Annotated in this window: 17 protein-coding genes; 10 read left to right on the top strand and 7 right to left on the bottom strand. The window is 74.1% G+C overall.

All coding sequences use genetic code 11. The features are described from left to right. Positions 1-188: 188 nt before the first annotated feature. The 4 genes from ACI8AC_RS01795 to ACI8AC_RS01810 are packed head-to-tail and all read right to left on the bottom strand — an operon-like array spanning position 189 to position 5094. The gene (locus ACI8AC_RS01795) at positions 189-1625 is read right to left on the bottom strand and encodes a glycosyltransferase family 4 protein (RefSeq protein ID WP_456894601.1); all 1437 of its coding nucleotides are present in this window, start codon (positions 1623-1625) and stop codon (positions 189-191) included. Beyond that, complete coding sequence (locus tag ACI8AC_RS01800) at positions 1625-2905, bottom strand: glycosyltransferase family 4 protein (RefSeq protein WP_456894603.1); 1281 nt, start codon at positions 2903-2905, stop codon at positions 1625-1627. Before ACI8AC_RS01800 ends, ACI8AC_RS01795 begins: the two co-directional genes overlap by 1 nt. Then, a complete protein-coding gene (locus ACI8AC_RS01805; protein ID WP_456894605.1) occupies positions 2902-4095 on the bottom strand; it encodes an ABC transporter ATP-binding protein in 1194 nt (397 codons plus the stop codon). The genes ACI8AC_RS01800 and ACI8AC_RS01805 overlap by 4 nt, the downstream gene beginning before the upstream one ends. Next, positions 4096-5094 (bottom strand): ABC transporter permease, encoded by a 999-nt coding sequence (locus tag ACI8AC_RS01810; protein WP_456894607.1) that lies wholly within the window; start codon positions 5092-5094, stop codon positions 4096-4098. Between the two features lie 153 nt (positions 5095-5247). Between ACI8AC_RS01810 and ACI8AC_RS01815 the strand changes: the two genes are divergently transcribed. Continuing rightward, positions 5248-6441, top strand: a complete 1194-nt coding sequence (locus ACI8AC_RS01815; RefSeq protein ID WP_456894608.1) for a class I SAM-dependent methyltransferase — start codon at positions 5248-5250, stop codon at positions 6439-6441. Here ACI8AC_RS01815 and ACI8AC_RS01820 read toward each other — a convergent pair. Then, positions 6434-7504 (bottom strand): glycosyltransferase family 4 protein, encoded by a 1071-nt coding sequence (locus tag ACI8AC_RS01820; RefSeq protein ID WP_456894610.1) that lies wholly within the window; start codon positions 7502-7504, stop codon positions 6434-6436. The two genes, ACI8AC_RS01815 and ACI8AC_RS01820, sit on opposite strands and share 8 nt — an antisense overlap. Before the next feature lie 118 nt (positions 7505-7622). Here ACI8AC_RS01820 and ACI8AC_RS01825 point away from each other — a divergent pair, with 118 nt between their 5' ends. From ACI8AC_RS01825 to glfT1, 5 genes are all read left to right on the top strand, one after another. Beyond that, positions 7623-8720, top strand: a complete 1098-nt coding sequence (locus ACI8AC_RS01825) for a glycosyltransferase family 4 protein (protein ID WP_456894612.1) — start codon at positions 7623-7625, stop codon at positions 8718-8720. A gap of 134 nt (positions 8721-8854) precedes the next feature. Further along, a complete protein-coding gene (locus ACI8AC_RS01830; protein WP_456894614.1) occupies positions 8855-9994 on the top strand; it encodes a glycosyltransferase family 4 protein in 1140 nt (379 codons plus the stop codon). A 51-nt stretch (positions 9995-10045) separates the two neighbouring features. Next, a complete protein-coding gene (wzm, locus tag ACI8AC_RS01835) occupies positions 10046-10909 on the top strand; it encodes a galactan export ABC transporter permease subunit Wzm/RfbD (protein WP_456894616.1) in 864 nt (287 codons plus the stop codon). Then, positions 10906-11676, top strand: a complete 771-nt coding sequence (gene wzt, locus ACI8AC_RS01840) for a galactan export ABC transporter ATP-binding subunit Wzt/RfbE (protein ID WP_456894618.1) — start codon at positions 10906-10908, stop codon at positions 11674-11676. The genes wzm and wzt overlap by 4 nt, the downstream gene beginning before the upstream one ends. Continuing rightward, positions 11673-12590, top strand: a complete 918-nt coding sequence (gene glfT1, locus ACI8AC_RS01845) for a galactofuranosyltransferase GlfT1 (RefSeq protein ID WP_456894619.1) — start codon at positions 11673-11675, stop codon at positions 12588-12590. Before wzt ends, glfT1 begins: the two co-directional genes overlap by 4 nt. On the opposite strand, the gene ACI8AC_RS01850 is transcribed toward glfT1, so the two are convergent. Then, the gene (locus ACI8AC_RS01850; RefSeq protein WP_456894621.1) at positions 12550-14517 is read right to left on the bottom strand and encodes a glycosyltransferase; all 1968 of its coding nucleotides are present in this window, start codon (positions 14515-14517) and stop codon (positions 12550-12552) included. The genes glfT1 and ACI8AC_RS01850 overlap by 41 nt on opposite strands. An 8-nt stretch (positions 14518-14525) precedes the next feature. Further along, positions 14526-15713, bottom strand: a complete 1188-nt coding sequence (glf, locus tag ACI8AC_RS01855; protein WP_456894623.1) for a UDP-galactopyranose mutase — start codon at positions 15711-15713, stop codon at positions 14526-14528. A gap of 104 nt (positions 15714-15817) precedes the next feature. Here glf and ACI8AC_RS01860 point away from each other — a divergent pair, with 104 nt between their 5' ends. From ACI8AC_RS01860 to ACI8AC_RS01875, 4 genes are read left to right on the top strand one after another with little or no spacing between them, the layout of a single operon-like run. Further along, positions 15818-16756: a glycosyltransferase family 2 protein gene (locus ACI8AC_RS01860; protein WP_456894625.1), complete on the top strand. Its 939-nt coding sequence runs from the start codon at positions 15818-15820 to the stop codon at positions 16754-16756. Next, positions 16741-17838, top strand: a complete 1098-nt coding sequence (locus ACI8AC_RS01865) for a mannose-1-phosphate guanylyltransferase (RefSeq protein ID WP_456894627.1) — start codon at positions 16741-16743, stop codon at positions 17836-17838. Before ACI8AC_RS01860 ends, ACI8AC_RS01865 begins: the two co-directional genes overlap by 16 nt. A gap of 23 nt (positions 17839-17861) precedes the next feature. Next, the gene (locus tag ACI8AC_RS01870; RefSeq protein ID WP_456894629.1) at positions 17862-18632 is read left to right on the top strand and encodes an SDR family NAD(P)-dependent oxidoreductase; all 771 of its coding nucleotides are present in this window, start codon (positions 17862-17864) and stop codon (positions 18630-18632) included. A gap of 31 nt (positions 18633-18663) precedes the next feature. Then, entirely contained in the window at positions 18664-19593 is a 930-nt protein-coding gene (locus ACI8AC_RS01875; protein WP_456894631.1) for a DNA-3-methyladenine glycosylase family protein, read from the top strand. Positions 19594-19655: the final 62 nt, after the last annotated feature.

Consider the following 19655-nt stretch of genomic DNA (forward strand, 5'->3'; position numbering starts at 1 on the left):
AGTGGCATCGGGGGAGGACGCTACCGGGACAGACCGGTCCGTCCCGTCGCTGGCGAGGTGGCTGGTTCTCCCGGTGTGGGAGGTGCGGAAGATCCCGCGCGGGAGGGCCGGGGGCCGGGAGGTGGGCCGTGCCCGGAGAGCACCGGGCCCCGGCACCTGGGCGGGTGCCGGGGCCCGGTGCTGTGGGGTCAGCCCGACGTGGTCCCGCCGGATCCGCCCGCCGACGGGGTCGGCTGCGCACCGGTTCCCGCGAGGGTCTCCTCCCGGAGCCGGCGGATCTCGGCCGCGACGACGTCGAGGCTGTTGGCGGTCGCGGCCTGCAGCTGGTCGACCCGGGACGCCAGCGGTGCGATCTGCCACGTGGTCAGCCGCTGCACGAGCCGCTTGACCACGGGCGCTCCCGGCCGGGTGGACGTCGCCGGCGGGACCACGTACGGCGGCAGGCGCCGGACCATCCCCGCGCTGCGGTCGACCGGGGTCACGTCCTGCGCCCTGCCGGGGCCCTCGGCCGGCCGGGTGGCCCGTGGCGCGCTGCCCCGGGCGAGCGCCGCGCGCGCGGAGACCGTGGCCTGCAGGTCCGCCCACCCGATGTCGTCGTCGATGTCGGTGGCGACGTCGCCGAGCCGCACGGGGACCTGCGCGGCGGCGGCCATCTCGGCGAGGAGGGCCGCGTCGTCGTCGACGAAGACGACGTCGCGCCCCCCGGCCTGCTGCTCCAGCCCGCCGACGCGGCTGGCGATCACCCGCCGGTCGAAGAGGGCGGCCCGCTCGAGCACCCCGGAGGACCAGATCTCCCGGTAGGGGAGGACGACGGTGTCGGAGGCGAGGATCCACCGGTCGAACAGCTCGTCGGAGACGTAGCCGGTGTGCAGCCGGGCACCCTCGGTCTGGTCGGTCAGCAGCTCGAGCTCCGCGAGGTGGGCGAGGAACTCGGGCTCGTCGAGCCGCGTGGAGCCGACCACGTCCAGCCTGGCCCGCGGCGCGTCGAGCGCGGCGAAGCCACGCACGGCCCTGTCGAACCCCTTGTGCCGCTGGATGAAGCCGATGCAGAGGAACACGAACTCGTCGGGCGCGATGCCGAGCGAGGCCCGGGCCTCGTCGCGGCCCATGGCCGTCCGCCGCCGGAAGGACTGGCCGTGCTGCTCGACCCGGGTCCGGCCGGCGTCGACCGGCACCGCCTCGAGGAAGAGGTCCCGCTCGCGCTCGGAGTGGAACACCAGGGTCGCCCGCGAGAACGCGGCCCGTGCGGCCCGGCGGCGCGCCGGCGACCGCAGGACCTCGGCGTACTCGTACTCGTGCACCCAGATCTCGACCTCGGGGACGAGCCGGAAGACACCGGCCATCGCGAGATCGATCGACGAGCGGTCGACCACCGAGCTCGACCGGTAGAAGAAGGCCGGGTGCCACTGGATGACGATCTTGTCGAAGCCGCGGGCGCGACGGGCCAGGGCCGCCCAGGCCCGCGGCCCGGCCATGAAGTCGATGTGCAGGTGGGCCGCGGACGGCTGGGGGGACAGGACCACCACGTCGTGCCCCTGGCGCATCAGGTCGGCCACCGCCTGGGCGGCGTAGTTCGCGATGCCGTCGCGCTGCGGCGGGTAGGGGCTGATCACCAGGATGCGCATCAGGCGCCGCCTCCCGTCCGTGCGGCGCCGACCCGGTCCGGCACCGGCTGCCCCCCGCCGGTCACGCCGGTGGGCGGCGGGGTCCAGTCGAGGATCGACCGCTCGATGCCGTCCAGCACGGTGTCCCACTGGTAGCGGGACATCACGTACTCCCGCCCCCGCCGGCCCATCTCGTCGGCGATCCGCGGGTGCCGGAGCAGGACGGCGAGGCTCTCGGCGAAGTCGTGGGCGTCGTCGTAGAGGAGGCCGCCGCGGCTGGTCTCGACGTGGTGCCGCACCACACCGCCCTCGCCGATGCCGACCACCGGCCGGCCCGCCAGCCAGGACTCCATGATGGTGCGGGAGAAGGCCTCGTACCGGGACGGCTGAACGTAGGCCAGCGCCCCCGCGTAGGCGTCGTCACGCTCGTCGTCGGGCAGGAAGCCGACGTCCACGACGCGGTCCTCCAGGCCCTGCGGGGGGCGGACCTCCCCGGCGCCCATCGTGACCAGCGCGAGGTCGAGCCCGCGCCCGAGCACGGCCGTCCGGAAGTGCTGGAGGAGCTCGTCCCAGCCCTTGGCGCCCTCCCGGCGCCCCGCGTAGAGGACGTAGGGCCGGGTGATCCCGTACCTGGTGCGGAAGGCCTCCGGGTCGTACCTCGAGGGGACCTCCACACCGCATCCCACGACCGCGTGCGGGGCCAGCTGCGGGAAGATCCGGTGGGCCAGGTCGTGCTCGGGCTCGGTCTGCAGGAAGAGCCCGGCCACACCGGACAGGAGCGGGCGGTAGATCTCCTGGTAGGCGGCCGGCTCGTCGTGCAGGCAGGTCCACAGCAGGGACCGGTCGGGTGCCACCTGCGAGCAGGCGTACGAGGGCCAGAACAGGTAGGGGCCGAAGATCAGGGCCCGGTACTCGCCGGCGTGCAGCAGCAGGTGGTGGTAGAGGCCCGGCACGCGGACGTCGTCGTTGATCCACCGCTCCTGCTCGGTCAGCGTGAGCCGGTCGCCGGCGAGCATGCGGTGGCCCAGGTCGGAGCGCTCGGCCCCGGGCGTGGACTTGACCGCCTCGAAGCGGCGCACGGTCAGGCCGTCCTCGACACGGCACCCGACCGGCTGGTCGTTGGTCCAGCTGAAGTAGTCGGTGGCCGCCGTGGTGAGGACCTCGACGTCCCACCCGCGGCCCTGCAGGCCCTGGGCGATGTGCCGGAGGACGATCTCGGCGCCACCGACGATCTCCGGGCCGAACCGGGCGGGGACGACCGCCACGCGACCGGCGCGGTCGACAGCTCCCACCGCGCTCATCGGACCTCGACCTCCGGCTCCAGGTAGACGGGCCCGACCTGCTGGCGGTCGGAGTAGACCTTGAAGTTGGCCACTCTGTTCTTCCTCGCGTACTCGATGCCCTCGCGGCTGTGGACCGCCACGGTGAGGTGGTAGTGCCCCTCGCCCAGCGTCAGCTCGGGGATGCGGAACCGCACCGTGCGCTGCCCGGTGATGGGCTCCAGGTGCCGGCCGAGCATGTTGCTGTTGACCCCGTAGCAGAGCTGGTCGAGGTGGTTCTCGATCGCGATCCCGCTGACCCAGTCGTCGGTGCGGCTCGCGGAGGCGACGTCGAACTCGACGACGCAGGGCTGGCCGGGGGTCAGCCGCGAGATCGGGGACCCGGACCCGTCGAGCAGCCGGACGTCGCCGATCGACATCGCCCCGTTGCCCTCCTCGGCGTCGGGGATGTCCCGGGCCGCGGCCTCGGTGACGGCCTGTTCCTGCCAGGTGTCGCGGATGATCCGCACGGCCTCCACGGGGTCGCCGTCCACCACCATGCGGCCGTGGTCCAGCAGGACGACCCGGTCGCACAGCTCCCGGACCAGGTCCAGCCCGTGGGTGACGAAGACGATCGTCCGCCCCTCGCGCTGGAAGGTCTTGATCTTGTCCAGGCACTTGCGCTGGAACGCCTCGTCGCCGACCGCCAGGACCTCGTCGATGAGCAGGATCTCGGGGTCGACGTGGATGGCCACCGAGAAGGCGAGCCGCACGTACATCCCGGACGAGTAGAACTTGACCTGGGTGTCGATGAACTTCTCGATGCCCGAGAAGGCGACGATGTCGTCGAAGTAGCGGTCGGTCTGCTGCCGGCTCAGGCCGAGGATCGCGGCGTTGAGGTAGACGTTCTCCCGGCCGGTGAGGTCCCCGTGGAAACCGGCGCCCAGCTCCAGCAGGGCGGCCATGCGCCCACGCCGGCGCACCGATCCCTCGGTCGGCGTGAGGATCCCGCCGACGACCTTCAGCAAGGTCGACTTGCCGGAGCCGTTGTGCCCGATGAGGCCGAGGGTGGTGCCGGCCGTCACGTCGAAGCTGACGTCGCGGAGGGCCCAGAAGTCCGCCGTGTTCGACCGGGTGGTCCTCCGGTTGACGACCATCTCCTTGAGCGACTTGTTGGAGTTGATCCGGAAGCGCTTGCTGACGTTCTCGACGCTGATGACCGTGGGGTTCACTCAGAGCTCCTGGGCGAAGTCGCCCTGCACGCGGGCGAAGTAGCGTTGCGCCAGCCACAGGAGACCGGCTCCGACGAGGAGCAGCACACCCAGGCGGGGCCAGAGGTCGGCCTGGAACGTGTACTCGGGGCCCATGGTGTAGAACGCGCGCTGGAACGCGGCGATCACGTTCAGCATGGGGTTGGCCAGGTAGGCCGTGAGCAGGGCCTGGTGCCCGTTGGCCGCGAAGGCGTTGAGCGGCAGGGTGATCGCGTAGACGATCGGGACCAGCCAGAACAGGGCCAGCAGGACGACCTCGATGAGGTGCTGCAGGTCGCGCAGGTACACGGTGGCCGCGGCGAGGAACAGGCCCAGCGCGGTCGCCCACACGATGCAGACCGCCAGGGCCAGGGGCACCAGGGCGAGGTCCCAGGTGGGGGTCACCCGGTGGCCGGTGACCGCCGCGAGGCCGAGGGCCAGCAGCAGCACCACGAGCTGGAAGAGGAAGTTGACGATCGAGGCCCCGACGACCGACAGCGGGAAGATCTCCCGCGGGAAGTAGGTCTTCTTCAGCAGCCCGCCGTTGCCGACGATGCTGCCGGTGCAGCCGCCGACGATGTCGGTGAACAACCCCCAGACGACCAGGCCCGAGAAGATGAAGATGGCGTAGGCCGGCTGGGTGTTGCCGAGGAACAGCGTGAACGCCACGTAGTAGATGACCAGCTGGATCATCGGTCGGACCAAGGTCCAGAAGAAGCCGAGGACGGAGTCCTTGTACTTCACCTTGAGCTCTTTTCGCACCAGCTGTGCCAGCAGGCCTCGGTAGGACCAGATGTCCCTGGCGTCACTGGAGAAACCACCGAGGAACGACCGCCGGGCGTGCACGACGGTCATCGGCAGCTGCGCCACGTCGACGTCGGTGTGGCCGCGGTGCTCCAGCGTCGTGGCGGTCGACTCCCGGTTGCGCGGCTTCTCCGGGGCCGTTTCTGCAGGCCGAGGCGTCGCGGTGGTGGAAGGCATGCGAATCCTGTTCTGACGGCGGGAGACGGCTCCGGAGGACGTCGGGCGGTCCGCGATGGTCGCTGTGTCCGTCGGCCGTCGAGGGTAGCCGGGGGGAAGATGACACCCGGCCCGTCGAGCGAGTGCGGCGGGTCACCGACACGAGGAGGCGACTTGACCGACGCCGGTCCCCACGAGACCCCGCGGACCCGTGCCCGCATCGCGGCACGGGTGCTCCGCCGCCTGCCGTTGGTGCGCCGCCTGGCGATCGGCAGGGTGGGGCCCCTGGAGGCCGGGCTCGCGGAGGTGCACGCCGAGCTCGCCCGGCTGGGCGCGGCCGTCGCCGACGCGCGCAGCGCCGTGCAGCAGGTGGCGGCCGACCTCGGCCACCTCCACGCGGACGTCGCCGCCGTGTCGCACAACCACGAGCTGCTCAAGGGCGAGCTGTGGGACACCAGAGTCGAGCTGACGGCCGGTCGCGTCGCGGAGGTGCGCGAGCAGGTCACCGCGCTCGACCGCCGGCTCCGGCGCGCGGAGCGCTCGGCCCGTGAGCCCTCGGCGGGGACCGCGGTGGTCGGCGCCGGGACCGGGGCGGCGCAGCCGGTCGCACCCGCGGACATCTCCTCGACGCTGTTCGACTACGTCGGCTTCGAGCGCCGGTTCCGCGGTGATCCCGAGGTCATCAACGCCGTCCTGCACGACCGCTACGCCGATGTCCTGCGCGACCACCAGCCGGTCGTCGACATCGGCTGCGGCCGGGGGGAGCTGCTCGAGCTGCTCGCCCGGGAAGGGGTCGAGGTGGTCGGCGTGGAACCCGATCCCGGCATGGCCGACGAGGCCCGCGCCCGGGGGCTCGAGGTGCACCAGGTCCTGGCGCACGAGTACTTCGCGACCGTGCCCGACGACAGCCTGGGGGCGATCATCAGCACCCACGTGGTCGAGCACCTGCCGCTCGACGTGCTCGTCGACTTCCTGGAGACCAGCGCCCGGAAGCTGCGACCCGGCGGGGTCTTCATCGCCGAGACCCCCAACCCGGCCACGCTGGTCGTGCTCGGCTCGCACTTCATCATGGACCCGACGCACGAGTGGCCGCTGCACCCGGACCTGCTTCGGTTCCTGAGCGAGTCCGCCGGGTTCCGCCAGGTCCGGACCGAGTTCTTCTCACCGGCCACCAACCTCCAGCTCCCGCTGGGCGACGGGCCGGATCCCGCGGCGCCGGAGCTGGCCGCCCGGGTCGACGAGGGCTTCGCGCGGCTCAACCACGTGCTGTTCGGCCCCCAGGACTACGCCGTCTTCGCGGTCGCCGGGCCCTCGGCCGGCACGCCGGTCGAGGGGGCCGACGCGGGACCGCCGGAGGACCTCAGCTGAGGGCGCGGCGGTAGGCGGTGCGCGTGCGGTCCGCGCACCGCGCCCACGTCCACGCGCGGGCGTGGCCCCTGCGGGAACCGGGGTCCCCGGGGAGGGTGCCGTCGACCGCCTCGACCAGCGCGTCGACGAGCTCCTCCGACGACCCGGCCAACCGGGCCGCACCGCCCAGCACCTCCCGCGTGACGGGCAGGTCGGAGGCGACGACGGGGACGCCGCAGGCCAGGGCCTCGAGCGGGGGCAGCCCGAAGCCCTCGTACCGCGAGGGGAGGACGAGCGCGCGGGCCCCCGCCACCGTGCTGCGCAGGTCGTCGTCGGTGAGGTAGCCGGTGAACCGCACCGCGCCGGCGGGGAGGGAGCCCACCTCCAGTGCGGCCCCCCAGCCCTCGGGGCCGACGAGGACCAGCGGCGGCGCCTCCGGGCGCACGGACAGCAGCGCCCGGTAGGCGGTGAGCAACGCGGGCAGCCCCTTCCTGGGCTCGATCGTGCCCACGGCGACCAGGTAGTCCTCGGGCAGGCCCAGGCGACGCCGGTCGCCGGGACCGGGTGGGGTCGCCCCGAACCAGGCCTCGTCCACCCCCAGCGGGGTGACGGTGACCCTGTCCTCCCCGAGCCGGTAGGTCTCCCGGAGCTCGGCCGCGACGGCCGCGCTGGGCACGACGACCTGCGCGGCCCGGGCGATGCTGCGCGGGACCAGCTCGCGGTAGGCCGCCGAGGCGCGCGCGACGGTGTCCGGGTGGTGGAGATAGGCCAGGTCGTGCACGGTGACCACCCCGCCGGCCCGCCCCGTCGGGGGGAGGGTGAAGTTGGTCCCGTGGAAGACGTCGGCCCGCCCGCCCAGGAGGGTCACGGGCACGAGCTCGGTCCGGGACCACACCACGCGCAGCAGGCGGGCGGGGGCCGGACGCGGCCGGGCAGCGACCCCGGCGGGCAGGACCGCCGGCAGTCCCCGGCCACCGCGCAGGGTGAAGGCGGTGACCCAGACGTCGTCCCGGGGGGTGGCGCCGGTGGCGTCCTCGACCGCATCGCCCGCGGTGGCGACGAGCGCACCGAGCAGGCCGGACACGTACCGCCCGACACCGGTGGGCCGGCCGAGCAGGGGGGTGCCGTCCAGGCCGATCCGGATGCGGGCCTCCTCGGGTCTGCCGACGCCCGGGAGCCCCTGTTCCCTAGGCTGGGGCCCCGTGCGGTTGGCGATTCTCCTGGAGCAGGTGCTCGCACCCGTACCCGGGGGCACGGGCCGGTACTCCGCCGAGGTCGCCGCCGCGCTCGCCGCGACGGCCCCCGGCGGGGCGACGGTGACCGGGTGGACGGCGTGGCACCGCCGCACCGGCGCCGCCTGGCTGCCCGGTGTCGCCGGGCCCCGGCGCCTGGCGCTGCCACGGCGCCCCCTGGCGGCGGCGTGGGAGCGGGGCCGGGGGCCCCGGCCGCGCGGCGCCGACGTCGTCCACGCCCCGACCCTGCTCGTGCCGCCGGCCGGCGACCGGCCGCTGGTGGTCACCGTCCACGACGCGGTGCCCTGGACCCACCCGGAGACGCTCACCCCGCGCGGCGCCCGCTGGCACCGCGCCATGGCCGAGCGGGCCGCGGCCACCGCCGCAGCCGTCGTCGTGCCCACCGCCGCGGTCGCCGACGAGCTCGACCGGGTCCTGCCGCTGCGGCGTCCCCCCGTGGTGGTGGGGCTCGGGGTCAGCGGGAGCCTGGCCGAGCCGGCCGACGCCGCCGACCGGGCCCGGCGGCTCGGGCTGCCCGGCGGCCCCTTCCTGCTGACCCTGGCCACGCTCGAGCCGCGCAAGGGGCTCGACGTCCTGCTCGCCGCGCTCGCCCGCCCCGAGGCCCCCGACGTGCCGTTGCTGCTGGCCGGCGCCCCCGGCTGGGGCGGGGTGGACCCGGTCCGGTCGGCCGCCGAGGCGGGGCTGCCGGCCGGCCGGGTCCGCCACCTGGGCCGGCTCCCCGACGACGACCTCGCCACCGTCCTGCGCCGGGCGACCGCGCTCGTCGCGCCGAGCCGCGCGGAGGGGTTCGGGCTGCCCGTGCTGGAGGCCATGGCGGCGGGCACCCCGGTGGTCAGCTCCGACGCCCCCGCGCTGGCCGAGGTCGGCGGCGGGGCCACGCTCACCACGCCCGTCGGCGACCCCGCCGCCCTGGCGGCCGCACTCGGGCGGGTCGTGGGCGACGCGGGGCTGCGCGCGCAGCTGAGCGCGGCCGGGCTCAGCCGGAGCGGCGTGTACTCCTGGGCCTCGGCCGCCCGCACCCTCTGGGACCTCTACCGGACGCTGTGAGTCGCGGCCCGAGTGCCCCCTGGGGTCGGTGGGAAGGGAGCACCGCATCACGTGACGACTCGCCCACGCCAGGTCACCGGACGGCGCCACGGCGTCCGTACCGTCGGAGCACACCCGAGCGAAAGGGAGCCGCCGTGGCCGCCACCACCGGGCCCCGCGTCCTGCTGGACGCCACCGCCGTCCCCGCCAACCGGGGCGGCGTCGGCCGCTACGTCGACCAGCTCGTCCCCGCGCTCGACGCGCTGGGCAGCGACCTGGTCGTCGTCTGCCAGCAGCGGGACGTCGAGTACTACGGCAAGCTCGCGCCCTGCGGGGACGTCGTCGCGGCCCCGGCCGCGGCGTCCCGGCGCCCGGCGCGGCTGGTGTGGGAGCAGACCGGCCTGCCCCGGCTGGCCGAGCGGGTCGCGGCCGACGTGCTGCACTGCCCGCACTACACGATGCCGCGGTACAGCCCGGTCCCGGTCGTCACGACCCTCCACGACGCCACGTTCTTCACCCACCCCGACGTGCACCAGCCGGTGAAGCGGGCCTTCTTCCGCCGCTGGACGACGTCCTCGCTGCGCCGCGCGGCGCGGGTGGTCGTCCCCTCGCAGGCCACCCGCGACGAGCTCGCCCGGGTCACCGGCGGCGTGCGCGGCCAGGTCGACGTCGCCCACCACGGCGTGGACCCGGCGACCTTCTCCGTGCCCGACGTCGAGCACGTCCGGGCCGCCCGGGAGCACCTCGGGCTGCGGGCGGCGCGGTACGTGGCCTTCCTGGGCACCATCGAGCCGCGCAAGAACGTGCCCTTCCTGGTCGAGGGCTGGCGCCGCGCGGTGGCCGATCTCGAGGACCCCCCGGCCCTCGTGCTCGCCGGCGGCCGGGGCTGGGACACCCGCATCGACGAGGCGCTGGCCGCGGTGCCGGCCGGCCTCGAGGTGCTGCTGCCCGGGTACCTGCCGCTGGACCTGCTCGCCGGCTTCCTCGGCGGCGCGGAGGTGGTCGCCTACCCCAGCCTCGGCGAGGGCTTCGGGCTGCCCGTGCTCGAGGCCATGGCCTGCGGCGCCCCCGTGCTGACCACCACCTCGCTGGCGCTGCCCGAGGTCGGCGGGGACGCCGTCGCCTACACCGACCCCACCGCCGCCGGCATCGCCGCGAAGCTGGCCGCGCTGCTGGCCTCACCCGCCCGGCGGGCCGAGCTGTCGAGCGCGGCGACCGCCCGTGCGAGCGGTTTCACCTGGACCGCGTGTGCAGAGGCGCACCGGCGCACGTACGCTCGCGCGGTAGCGGCCTGACCTCCCGGTCGGGCGCTCGACGGCGACCGACACGTGAGGAGGGGGGCTGTGATGGCGGCTCCCCCGAAGGCCCCCGCGGTCCTCGACCCGGTGACCGCGCCCAGCATCTCCTTCGCCCGGGCGATCGACGACCTCCGCCGCGGCTGGCAGCAGCGCGCCCTGTGGGGGCACCTGGGCTGGCAGGACATCCGGCAGCGCTACCGGCGCTCGGTCCTCGGGCCGGTGTGGATCACCATCAGCATGGCGGTCACCGCCGTCGCCCTGGGGATCCTCTACGCCGGGCTGTTCGACCAGGACCTCGACGTGATGCTGCCGCACGTCCTCGTCGGCTTCATCGTCTGGGCGTTCATCAGCGGGTGCATCGCCGAGGGCTCCGAGGTCTTCATCGCCAACGAGGGCCTGATCAAGCACCTGCCCGCTCCGCTGTCCGTGCACGTCTACCGGCTCGTCTGGCGCCAGCTCCTGTTCCTCGCCCACAACATGATCGTCTACGCGGTCATGCTCGTGTTCTTCCCGCAGGACCTGAAGTGGACCGCGCTGGCGGCCATCCCGGCCGTCGTGCTGCTGGCGCTCAACGGCGCCTGGGTCGCCCTCGCCGTCGGGGTCATCACGACCCGCTTCCGCGACATCCTGCCGATCACGCAGAGCGTCGTGCAGCTGATGTTCTTCCTGACGCCCATCGTCTGGATCTACGACCAGCTCGTGAACAGCCCCAACCCCGCGATCGCCGAGCGGGCCCGGCTGGCCGAGTTCAACCCGTTCCTGCACTTCGTCGAGGTCGTCCGCCAGCCCCTGCTCGGCCAGGACCAGGTCTGGCGGCACTGGATCGTCGTCCTCGCCATCACCGTCGTCGGCTGGGGGATGGCGCTGCTCGTCCTCCGCCGGTACCGGTCCCGCGTCTCCTACTGGGTGTGAGCGTGTCCCAGAGCACCGGCGGTCCGGTCAGCATCGTCACCAAGGACGCCTGCGTCGACTTCCCGATCTTCGACGCCAAGAGCCGCTCGCTGAAGAAGACCGTCGTGGGCCTGGTCGGCGGGAACATCGACAGCGGCGCCAAGATCCCGGTGATCGAGGCGCTGCGGGACGTCACCCTCGACCTCCAGCACGGGGCCCGGGTGGGCCTCGTCGGCCACAACGGCGCCGGCAAGTCGACCCTGCTGCGGCTGCTGTCGGGCATCTACGAGCCCACCCGGGGCGTCGCGGAGATCCGCGGCCGGGTGGCGCCGGTGTTCGACCTCGGCGTGGGCATGGATCCGGAGATCTCCGGCCTCGAGAACATCATGATCCGGGGCCTGTTCCTCGGGATGACCCGCAAGCAGATGGAGCAGCGGGTCGACGACATCGCCGACTTCACCGAGCTCGGCGACTTCCTCCGCATGCCGCTGCGCACCTACTCGACCGGCATGCGGGTGCGGCTGGCCCTCGGCGTGGTCACCAGCATCGACCCGGAGATCCTGCTGCTCGACGAGGGGATCGGCGCGGTCGACGCCGCGTTCCTCGAGAAGTCCAAGCAGCGGCTGGTCGAGCTCGTCGAGCGCTCGGGCCTGCTCGTCTTCGCCTCGCACTCGGAGGAGTTCCTGCGCCAGCTCTGCGACACCGCGCTGTGGCTGGAGCACGGCCGCGTCAAGGCCCAGGGGGACCTCGATTACGTCCTGCGCCGGTACGGGGGGCAGCCGGGGTGACCGCCGCGCCCCGCGACCGCATCCTGTCCGACGACGTCGTCATCGCCGTCGTCGTCACCAAGGACCGCCCGTCGACGCTGGCGACCAGCCTGGAGGCCATCTGCGCGCAGACCCGGCCGGTGGACCACGTGGTCGTCGTCGACAACGGCGACGACGCGAAGGTCGCCGAGATCGTCGCCGACCTGCCGGTCCGCGGCACCTACGTGCCCTCCAAGCGCAACCTCGGCGGCGCCGGCGGGTTCGCCCTCGGCATGCTCACCGCGCTGGCGCTGGGCGCCGACTGGGTCTGGTGCGCCGACGACGACGGCCGCCCCGCCGACGACGCGGTGCTCGAGACGCTGCTGCAGGAGGCCGTCGGGCTCTCGCTCGACGAGATCTCCCCGATGGTGCTCGACATGAACGACCCGCGGCGGCTGGCCTTCCCGCTGCGCCGCGGGCTGCGCTGGCGGAGGTGGCACGCGGACTTCCGCGGCGTCCGGCTGCTCGACGGCTACGCCTCGCTGTTCAACGGGGCGCTGTTCCGCTCCAGCGCGCTCGAGGTCATCGGCGTCCCCGACTACCGGATGTTCTTCCGCGGCGACGAGACCGAGATGCACCGCCGGCTGATGCGCTCGGGCCTGCGGTTCGGCACCTCGACCGGCACCGCCTACCTGCACCCGAGCGGCACCGGCGAGTTCAAGCCGATGCTGCGCGGTGCGCTGTCCGCGCAGTACCCCGAGGACGACGTCAAGCGGTACTACACCTACCGCAACCGCGGCTACCTGATGGCGCAGCCGGGGATGCGGTGGATGCTGCCGCTCGAGTGGCTCCGGTTCAGCTGGTACTTCCTGCTGCGCCGGCACGACCCCGAGGGCTGGCGCGAGTGGCGCCGGCTCACCCGCGCCGGTCGGTCGGAGCGCTTCGACCGTCGGTGACCCCGAAGGCCTGCGCCCAGCTGCCCGGCGCGGTCAGCTCCTCCAGGTGGCCCCGGTACACGCGCTGCAGCCGGGGGAACTCCCGGTAGAGCCGGGCGTGCAGGCGCACCGACCGGCGCAGCATCGACCAGAACGTGGCCGGCTGGCGGCGGCGGAAGGTCACCCCCCGCCCGTCGGCGGTGCCGACCGTCGCGCTGTCCAACCGGGAGAGCAGGAACCAGCGGGCGTCCTGCGCGCTGATGTTCAGCTGCGGGCGCTGGGTGGTCTCTTCCCGCGGCGGGCGCACGTTGTGGGCCAGCGCGGCCAGCAGGGTGCGCCCGATGGTCAGCGGGGTGACCGGCGGCTTCATGAAGCGTTCCGCCCGGGTGCCGCTCATCGACGGCAGCGGGAGGTCCGAGGAGGAGGGGACGACGACGCCGTCGGGGTGGTCGCCCTGGTGCTCCAGCGCCGTGGGCAGGGCGGTGGGCAGCAGGGGGAACAGCCGCTGCGGCCCGGCCAGGAAGTCCTCGTAGGCGCGGTGGTGCAGCCCGGCGGTGGCGTACTGCATCATGATCAGGAACTTCAGGTCGAACTTGAAGGTGTCCCGCAGCAGCTGCCCACCGCGCTTGTACTGGCTGTGCAGGGCCGCGGCGACCAGCCGGTTGCGCGTGTGGAAGTAGGCCTGCCAGCCGGCGGTGTCGTCCTTGTCGCTCCAGGACAGGTGCCAGACCGCGACGCCGGGCATGGTGGCGGTGGGGAAGCCGTGCTCGCCGGCGCGCAGCCCGTACTCGGCGTCGTCCCACTTGATGAAGACCGGCAGCGCCAGGCCGAGCCGTTCCACCGCGATCCGCGGGATGAGGCACATCCACCAGCCGGTGTAGTCCACGTCGACCCGGCGGTGCAGCTGCGGGGACCGGCGCAGGCTCCGCTGCGCGAAGTCGTGCGCGTACTCGGTGTTGGGGGCCGCCCGCCAGAAGAACTTCTCCGGCGCGACGACCTCGCCCATGGTGTGCAGCACCGAGCGGTCCTGCAGGGCCAGCATCTGCCCGCCGACGAGCATCGGGCGCTTGGCGAAGCGGGCCACCGCGAAGGCCCGGGCCACGCTGTCGGGCTCGAGGATGACGTCGTCGTCGAGCAGCAGGTGGTGGGTGGCGCTGGTGTGCTCCAGCATCTCGTACATCGTGCGGGAGAAGCCGCCGCTGCCGCCGAGGTTGGGCTGCTCGACCAGCCGCAGCCGGTCGCCGAGCGCCTCGGCCGCCGCGGGGAAGCCGCCGGCGTCGCGGACCTTCTTCGTGCCCTGGTCGGCGACGATGACCGTGTCGATCAGCTCGCGCACGACGGGGTCACCGGCCAGCGCGGCGAGGGCGTTCACGCAGTCGTCGGGGCGGTTGTAGGTGCAGATCCCGACCGACAGCCGCGCCTCGCCCGCGGGCGCCTGGGGCGCCCACCACGCCGCCCGGTGCACCGTGACCGGGGCGTCGTCGGCGGTGACGTCGAACCAGTACCAGCCGCCGTCCTCGAACGGGGTGAGGTCGAGCTCGAACTCCAGGGTGCGGTCGTCGCCGGAGGCCGTCGACCCGGTGACGTGGATGATGCTGCCGTCGGCCTTGGACCGGTAGACGTCGACCCGGCCGGGGCCGGACAGCCGCATGCCGAGGACGACCTGGTCCAGGACGGTCCAGCGACGCCAGTAGCTGGCGGGGAAGGCGTTGAAGTAGGTCGCGAAGGAGACCTCGCTGCCGGCCGGCACGGTCACCTCGGACCGGTCGCGGACGCGCACGCGGCGGGTGCGGTCCTCGTCGACGTAGAGGGAGCGGACCTTCAGCGGGTCGCCGGGCCGCGGGAGGATCACCCGCTGCAGCAGCGTGACCGCCTTCCCGGTCGCGAGGTCGGCCGCCGAGGGGTCGCTCACGCGCTCCGGGGACACCGGGGAGTCGGTGGTGGTCATCGCGGTGCTCAGTCCTCCAGTCGGCCGTCGAGGGAGGCGCCCTCGGCGAAGTACGGGCGGATCCGGTTCTCGTACATGGTCAGGGCCGAGCCGATGGCCATGTGCATGTCCAGGTACTTGTAGGTGCCCAGCCGGCCGCCGAAGAGCACCTGCTTCTCCGCGGCCTCCTTGGCGGCCAGCTCGCGGTAGCGCTCGAGCTTGGCGCGGTCCTCGGGGGTGTTGATCGGGTAGTACGGCTCGTCGCCGGTCTCGGCGAACCGGGAGTACTCGCGGACGACGACCGTCCGGTCGGTCGGGTACGCGCGTTCCGGGTGGAAGTGCCGGAACTCGTGGATCCGGGTGTAGGGGACGTCCTCGTCGGCGTAGTTCATCACCGACGTCCCCTGGAAGTCACCGGTCGGCAGCACCTCGGTCTCGAAGTCCAGGGTGCGCCAGCCCAGCTCGCCGGCCTCGTAGCCGAAGTACTTGTCGATGGGCCCGGTGAACACGACCGGGACGTCGGCGGGCAGGTCGGCGCGGACGTCGAAGAAGTCCGTGCCGAGCCGGACCTCGATGAGCTCGTGCTCGGCCATGCGGGTGAGCCAGGCGGTGTAGCCGTCGACCGGGAGGCCCTCGTAGGTGTCGTTGAAGTAGCGGTTGTCGAACGTGTACCGCACCGGCAACCGCGCGATGACCGCGGCGGGCAGCTCGGTGGGGTCGGTCTGCCACTGCTTCTTCGTGTAGCCGCGGATGAACGCCTCGTAGAGCGGGCGGCCGATCAGCGAGATCGCCTTCTCCTCGAGGTTGGCCGCCTCCCGCGTCTCGATCTCGGCCGACTGCTCGGCCACCAGGGCGCGCGCCTCGTCCGGGGTGAAGCTGCGACCGAAGTACTGGCAGATGGTGGCCAGGTTGATCGGCAGCGAGTAGGTCTGCCCGCGGTAGGTGCTGAAGACCTTGTGCTGGTAGCCGGTGAAGCCGGTGAACTGGTTGACGTAGCGCCACACCCGCTCGTTCGAGGTGTGGAACAGGTGCGCGCCGTACCGGTGCACCTCGATGCCGGTCTCCGGCTCGGCCTCGGAGTACGCGTTGCCGCCGATGTGGTCCCGCCGGTCGAGGACGAGGACGCGCTTGCCGAGCTGGGAGGCCACCCGCTCGGCGACGGTCAGGCCGAAGAAGCCCGAGCCGACGACGATCAGGTCGGGAGCGCCGGATGCCATGTCGCTCGACAGTACCGGCGTCGGGCCGCGCCCACCGCCGCGGTCCCGGTGGTCACCCGAACGGCGACGGACGGTCACGGGCTGCTGTCGTTAGGGTTCCGTGCGTGGACCAGGGGACGGCGCCGGAGCCGCTGCGCGTGGTCGCGGTGACCTACTCCCCGGGGGAGGCGCTCGCGGGGTTCGTGGCCACACTGCGGACGGCGACCACCCGGCCGCTGGACGTCGTGCTCGCCGACAACGGCTCCACCGACGGGGTGCCGGAGCGCGTGGCGGCCGCGTCCCCCGACGTCCGGGTGCTGCGCACCGGCGGCAACGTGGGTTACGGCGCGGCGGTCAACGCCGGGCTGGCCGACGTCCGCACCGGCTGGGCGCTGGTGGCCAACCCCGACGTCCGCTTCGAGCCGGGCTCGGTCGACGAGCTGCTCGCCGCGGCGCGGCGCTGGCCGCGGGCGGCGACGATCGGCCCGGCCATCCGCACCCCGGACGGCGAGCTCTACCCGTCGGCCCGCGACCTGCCGCGGCTGTCCACCGGCGCCGGCCACGCGCTGCTGGGCTGGGCCTGGCCGGCCAACCCGTGGACGGCGCGGTACCGGCGCGAGCGCGAGGCCCCCCGCGAGCGCACCGCCGGTTGGCTGTCGGGGTCGTGCTTCCTCGTCGACCTGGCCGCCTTCCACTCCGCCGGCGGTTTCGACCCCGGCTACTTCATGTACTTCGAGGACGTCGACCTCGCCGAGCGGCTGGGGCGGCGCGGCTGGCTGCACGTCTACGTGCCCGCGGCGGTCGTCGTGCACGAGGGCGGCCACGCCACCCGGCGCGATCCGCACCGGATGCAGCGGGTGCACCACACCAGCGCCCTGCGCTACCTGGCCGGGCAGTACCCGCACCGCCGGCACGCGCCCCTGCGCGGGGCGCTGCGGGTCGGGCTGGGCGGCCGGATGCTCGTCTCGTACGTCAGCGGCCGGGTGGCGGCGGGAGCGCGGTTCCAGCGGCGGGCCGACTCCGTCGGCCGGGGGGATGGGGAGATGCCATGCGACACGCGGTGATCATGGCCGGCGGGTCGGGGACCCGGCTGTGGCCGCTGTCCCGGGCCGACCGGCCCAAGCAGCTGCTGGATGTCGTCGCCGACGGGGCGGGCGGGGCGCACAGCCTGCTGGCCGAGGCGTGGGACCGGCTGGTCGCCGTGCTGCCGGCCGAGAACGTCTGGGTCTGCACCGCCGCGCGCTACGGCGACCAGGTCCGCGCCGCCCTGCCCGGCTTGGGTGCCGACCGGTTGGTGCTGGAGCCGGTGGCCCGGGACACCGCCAACGCCGTCGGGCTCACCGCCGCCCTGGTGGCCGGCGTCGACCCGGAGGCCGAGCTCGCGGTCGTGAGCGCCGACCACGTCATCCGGCCGGTGGAGACCTTCGCGGCGACCCTGCGCACGGCCTACGACGCGCTCGCCGTCCGGCCCCGGGCGCTGGTCACCCTCGGCATCCGGCCGACCGCCCCGGCGACCGGCTTCGGCTACGTGCAGCGGGGGGCGGCGACCGAGGTGGCCGGCGTGGCCGAGGCCGCCTCGTTCCGGGAGAAGCCCGAGCGCGCGACGGCCGAGGCCTACCTCGCGTCCGGGGAGTACCTCTGGAACTCCGGCATGTTCGTCTGGCGGGCGCGCACGGTCCTCGACGCGCTCGCCGACCACCTGCCCGAGACCGCCGCCGGGCTGGAGCGCATCGTGGCCGCCCCGGCGGGGCCGGCGCGCGACGCGGTGCTCGCCGAGGTGTTCCCGACCCTGCCGAAGATCAGCGTCGACTACGCGGTGCTCGAGCCCGCGGCCACCGAGCCGGGCCGGGTGCTGGTGGCCGACCTGGACGTCGACTGGCTCGACGTCGGCTCCTGGCCGGCGCTCGCCTCGACCCTGGCCACGGCCGACGGGAACGCCGTGCACGGGCTCGTGGTGAGCCTCGACAGCGCCGGCAACGTCGTGTTCAGCGCCGACCCCGACCACCTGGTGGCGCTCGTCGGCGTCCGGGACAGCGTCGTGGTGCACACCGCCGACGTGACCATGGTCTGCCCCGTCCGCGACTCCGAGCGGGTCAAGCAGTTGCTCGCCGAGGTCCAGGAGCGGCACGGGTCACAGTTCAGCTGAACGACCTGGCTAGCCTGCCCGGCATGAAGAACTTCGACGTCGCCGCCGTGGTCTCCGGCGGGGCCTCCGGGCTCGGCGAGGCCACCACCCGCGCCCTGGCAGCCCGCGGGGCGGCCGTGACCATCCTCGACCTCCAGGAGGACAAGGGGGAGAAGCTGGCCGCCGAGCTCGGCGGGCACACCACGTTCGTGCGCACCGACGTCACCGACGAGGCGTCGGTGGAGGCGGCGGTCGCCGAGGCGACCGGCAAGGACCGGCCGCTGCGGATCGCGGTCAACTGCGCGGGCATCGGCTGGGCGCAGCGCACCGTGGGCAAGGGCAACGTCGCCCACGACCTCGACCCGTTCGTGAAGACCGTCATGGTCAACCTCGTCGGCACCTTCAACGTGCTCCGCCTCGCGGCCGCCGCCATGGCGGCCACCGAGCCGGGGGAGGACGGCGAGCGCGGCGTCGTGGTGAACACGGCCTCGATCGCCGCCTTCGACGGCCAGATCGGGCAGGTCGCCTACTCGGCGTCCAAGGGCGGGATCGTCGGCCTGACGCTGCCGGCCGCCCGCGACCTCTCCGGCGTCGGTGTCCGCGTGTGCACCATCGCCCCCGGCCTGGTGGACACCCCGCTGCTGGGCAGCCTGCCGGAGGAGGCCCGGGCGGCCCTGTCGGCAGGGATACCCTTCCCGAAGCGCCTCGGCCGGCCGGAGGACTTCGCCGAGCTGGCCCTGGACATCGTCGAGCACGGCTACCTGAACGGCGAGGTCATCCGGATGGACGGCGCCCTGCGCATGGCCCCCCGCTGACCTCCCCGTCCCTCTTCCCCGGGGAGCACCGGTGAGCACCACCACCCTCGACGCGCCGGTGTTCACCGACGCCTGGCGGCCGCACTGGTCGCTGGACCTCCGGCGCGCCCTGTCGCCGAGCCTGCGCGGGACGGCCGACCCGACGCTGCGCTTCACCCCCGACGGGGCGTGGCGCACCACCAGCACGCCCGACGGGCCCGCCACGGTGCGCATCGTGCTGGGCGCCGGCGAGGTGCGGGTGACGGCCTGGGGCCCCGGGGGGGAGCGGGCGGGGGCGGCGGTGCCCGGCTGGCTGGGCGCCGCGGACCGGCCGGAGGAGTTCGACCCCGGGCAGCACCCCCTGGTCGTCCGGCTGCACCGCAACGCCCCGTGGCTGCGGCTGGGCCGGACCGGGCGCACCTGGGACGCCCTGGTGCCCGCCGTCCTCGAGCAGAAGGTGACCACCGTCGAGGCGCACCGGGTCTTCCGGGCGCTGCTGCGGCTGGCCGGGGAACCGGCGCCCGGCCCGGCGCCGGAGGGCATGCGGGTGGTGCCCACCCCGGAGCGGGTGCTGGCGGTGACCGACTGGGAGTGGCACCGCTGCGGCCTGGACGGCGCCCGCCGCCGCGCGCTGCGGGCGGTCACCTCGGTGGCCTCGCGGCTCGAGCCCTCCCCGGGGTGGGACGCCGCGACGCTGTCCGCCCGGATGCGCACGGTGCCCGGCATCGGCGTCTGGACGGCGGCCGAGGTGGTGCAGCGGGTGTTCGGCTGCCCCGACACCGTGAGCTACGGCGACTACCACCTGAAGAACCTGGTCGGCTGGTCGCTGGCCGGCCGGAAGACCGACGACGACGGGATGATGGAGCTGCTCGAGCCGTGGCGCGGGCAGCGGCAGCGGGTCGTCCGGCTGCTGACCATCGGCGGCAGCCGCCCGCCGCGGCGCGGCCCGCGCGTGGCGCCGACCGACTACCGGCGGCTGTAGCCGGACCGGCGGCCTCCCTGCAGGCGCCCGCTGCGAGCTCGCGAGCGGCGGGGGAGGAAGGA

The organism is Geodermatophilus sp. SYSU D00758 (assembly GCF_054049955.1).

Coding starts and splice junctions, on each gene's coding strand:
- ACI8AC_RS01795 (WP_456894601.1), bottom strand. CDS start 1,625: ATGCGCATCCTGGTGATCAGCCCCTACCCGCCGCAGCGCGACGGCATC.
- ACI8AC_RS01800 (WP_456894603.1), bottom strand. CDS start 2,905: ATGAGCGCGGTGGGAGCTGTCGACCGCGCCGGTCGCGTGGCGGTCGTC.
- ACI8AC_RS01810 (WP_456894607.1), bottom strand. CDS start 5,094: ATGCCTTCCACCACCGCGACGCCTCGGCCTGCAGAAACGGCCCCGGAG.
- wzm (WP_456894616.1), top strand. CDS start 10,046: ATGGCGGCTCCCCCGAAGGCCCCCGCGGTCCTCGACCCGGTGACCGCG.
- ACI8AC_RS01850 (WP_456894621.1), bottom strand. CDS start 14,517: ATGACCACCACCGACTCCCCGGTGTCCCCGGAGCGCGTGAGCGACCCC.
- glf (WP_456894623.1), bottom strand. CDS start 15,713: ATGGCATCCGGCGCTCCCGACCTGATCGTCGTCGGCTCGGGCTTCTTC.
- ACI8AC_RS01865 (WP_456894627.1), top strand. CDS start 16,741: ATGCGACACGCGGTGATCATGGCCGGCGGGTCGGGGACCCGGCTGTGG.
- ACI8AC_RS01870 (WP_456894629.1), top strand. CDS start 17,862: ATGAAGAACTTCGACGTCGCCGCCGTGGTCTCCGGCGGGGCCTCCGGG.